Genomic DNA, 3,336 nt, shown 5'->3' with positions numbered 1-3,336 from the left:
TCTTTAAAAATTTGGATACATGAGAATTGAGATTCTCAACATAGAAAGCTAGCAGTTGCTTGGCGGATTAACGTCAACATTAACCCTGCCATGAAAGTTTTCTTCCTCATAGCTTGTAGGAAGGTAAACGGTTTGGGGTTATATGGTCAAGTGACTAAGCGTGCGCGGTGGATGCCTTGGCATCTGGAGGCGATGAAAGACGTGGTAGCCTGCGATAAGCTTCGGTGAGGTGGCAAACAACCTGTGACCCGGAGATCTCTGAATGGGGAAACCCACCTGTTTACAGGTATCTTGCACTGAATTCATAGGTGTAAGAGGCGAACCGGGAGAACTGAAACATCTAAGTACCCCGAGGAAAAGAAATCAACCGAGATTCCCTTAGTAGCGGCGAGCGAACGGGGACTAGCCCTTAAGCAATCTTGTAGTTAGTAGAAGGCTCTGGAAAGTGCCGCCATAGTGGGTGATAGCCCCGTATACGAAAACTTATAGATTGTGAAAACGAGTAGGTCGGGACACGTGTTATCCTGACTGAACATGGGGGGACCATCCTCCAAGGCTAAATACTCCCAGATGACCGATAGTGAACTAGTACCGTGAGGGAAAGGCGAAAAGAACCCCTGTTAGGGGAGTGAAATAGACCCTGAAACCGCGTACGTACAAGCAGTGGGAGCCGACTTGTTCGGTGACTGCGTACCTTTTGTATAATGGGTCAGCGACTTAATGTTAGTGGCAAGGTTAAGTGTTAACGGAGCCGTAGCGAAAGCGAGTCTTAACTGGGCGTCCAGTCGCTAGCATTAGACCCGAAACCGGGCGATCTATCCATGAGCAGGTTGAAGGTGCCGTAACAGGCACTGGAGGACCGAACCCACTCCCGTTGAAAAGGTAGGGGATGACTTGTGGATCGGAGTGAAAGGCTAATCAAGCTCGGAGATAGCTGGTTCTCCTCGAAAACTATTTAGGTAGTGCCTCATGTATAACCACCGGGGGTAGAGCACTGTTAAGGCTAGGGGGTCATCCCGACTTACCAACCCTTTGCAAACTCCGAATACCGGTGAGTTCAATCATGGGAGACACACGGCGGGTGCTAACGTCCGTCGTGAAAAGGGAAACAACCCAGACCGTCAGCTAAGGTCCCAAAGTTACAGTTAAGTGGGAAACGATGTGGGAAGGCCCAGACAGCTAGGAGGTTGGCTTAGAAGCAGCCACCCTTTAAAGAAAGCGTAATAGCTCACTAGTCGAGTCGGCCTGCGCGGAAGATATAACGGGGCTCAAACTGTACACCGAAGCTACGGATGCGTATTCATACGCATGGTAGAGGAGCGTTCTGTAAGCCGTTGAAGGTCAAGGTGTGAACCAGGCTGGAGGTATCAGAAGTGCGAATGCTGACATAAGTAACGACAAGGGGAGTGAAAAACTCCCCCGCCGGAAACCCAAGGGTTCCTGTCCAACGTTAATCGGGGCAGGGTTAGTCGGCCCCTAAGGCGAGGCTGAAGAGCGTAGTCGATGGGAAACAGGTTAATATTCCTGTACTTGTTTGTAGTGCGATGGGGGGACGGAGAAGGCTAGGCCAGCACGGCGTTGGTTGTCCGTGTTTAAGCTGGTAGGCAGAGATCTTAGGCAAATCCGGGATCTTTATGCCGAGAAGCGACGACGGTGACTCTACGGAGTCCGAAGTGGTCGATGCCATGCTTCCAAGAAAAGCCTCTAAGCTTCAGCTACAAATGAACCGTACTCTAAACCGACACAGGTGGGTAGGTAGAGAATACCAAGGCGCTTGAGAGAACTCGGGTGAAGGAACTAGGCAAAATGGCACCGTAACTTCGGGAGAAGGTGCGCCGGTTTTGGTGAAGGATTTACTCCGTAAGCTGAGACCGGTCGAAGATACCAGGTGGCTGCAACTGTTTATTAAAAACACAGCACTCTGCAAACACGAAAGTGGACGTATAGGGTGTGACGCCTGCCCGGTGCCGGAAGGTTAATTGATGGGGTTATCTTCGGAGAAGCTCTTGATCGAAGCCCCGGTAAACGGCGGCCGTAACTATAACGGTCCTAAGGTAGCGAAATTCCTTGTCGGGTAAGTTCCGACCTGCACGAATGGCGTAATGACGGTCACACTGTCTCCACCCGAGACTCAGTGAAATTGAATTCGCAGTTAAGATGCTGCGTTCCCGCGGCTAGACGGAAAGACCCCGTGAACCTTTACTACAGCTTCACAGTGAACTTTGAATTGGCTTGTGTAGGATAGCTGGGAGGCTTTGAAGCGATGACGCCAGTTGTCGTGGAGCCAACCTTGAAATACCAGCCTGGTCAATTTGGGGTTCTAACTCAGGTCCATTATCTGGATCGAGGACACTGTGTGGTGGGTAGTTTGACTGGGGCGGTCTCCTCCCAAAGAGTAACGGAGGAGCACGAAGGTCGGCTAATCCTGGTCGGACATCAGGAGGTTAGTGTAATGGCACAAGCCGGCTTAACTGCGAGACAGACACGTCGAGCAGGTACGAAAGTAGGTCATAGTGATCCGGTGGTTCTGTATGGAAGGGCCATCGCTCAACGGATAAAAGGTACTCCGGGGATAACAGGCTGATACCGCCCAAGAGTTCACATCGACGGCGGTGTTTGGCACCTCGATGTCGGCTCATCACATCCTGGGGCTGAAGCCGGTCCCAAGGGTATGGCTGTTCGCCATTTAAAGTGGTACGCGAGCTGGGTTTAGAACGTCGTGAGACAGTTCGGTCCCTATCTGCCGTGGGCGTTTGAGATTTGAGAAGAGCTGCTCCTAGTACGAGAGGACCGGAGTGGACGAACCTCTGGTGTTCCGGTTGTATCGCCAGATGCATTGCCGGGTAGCTACGTTCGGACGGGATAAACGCTGAAAGCATCTAAGCGTGAAGCCTCCTTCAAGATGAGATCTCACTGGAACCTTGAGTTCCCTGTAGGGCCCTGGAAGACCACCAGGTTGATAGGTCAGATGTGTAAGCGTTGCGAGGCGTTGAGCTAACTGATACTAATTGCCCGTGAGGCTTGACCATATAACACCCAAACCGGGCTGTTACTAACGACCCAAGCCCTGAGCAACTGCTAGACAAAATGTTAAGAATCTCTCAAAAAAACTCATGTATCCAACCTTATTTGGTGAACGCTGCCGGGTCGATCCCTCACAGGATCCCCTTAAGACAGACAACACCATAACAGTTTGCTTGACGACAATAGAGCTGTGGAACCACCTGAATCCATCCCGAACTCAGAAGTGAAACGCAGCATCGCCGATGGTAGTGTGGGGCTTCCCCATGTGAGAGTAGGTCATCGTCAAGCTCTTAAACGAAATACCCCGTCCTG

At 51.2% G+C, this 3,336-nt stretch carries 2 rRNA genes; both read left to right on the top strand.

What is annotated here, in order from left to right:
* Nucleotides 1-144: 144 nt before the first annotated feature.
* Nucleotides 145-3,029: ribosomal RNA gene (locus Q8W24_RS16610) — 23S ribosomal RNA — on the top strand.
* Between the two features lie 167 nt (nt 3,030-3,196).
* A 5S ribosomal RNA gene (rrf, locus tag Q8W24_RS16605) occupies nt 3,197-3,312 on the top strand.
* Nucleotides 3,313-3,336: the final 24 nt, after the last annotated feature.

The sequence above is a fragment of the Oceanobacter sp. 4_MG-2023 genome (genome assembly GCF_030689165.1).
Lineage (GTDB): Bacteria > Pseudomonadota > Gammaproteobacteria > Pseudomonadales > Oceanobacteraceae > Oceanobacter.
The sequence above is the reverse complement of the archived record's forward strand: the minus strand, read 5'-3'. Positions and strand labels throughout refer to the sequence as shown.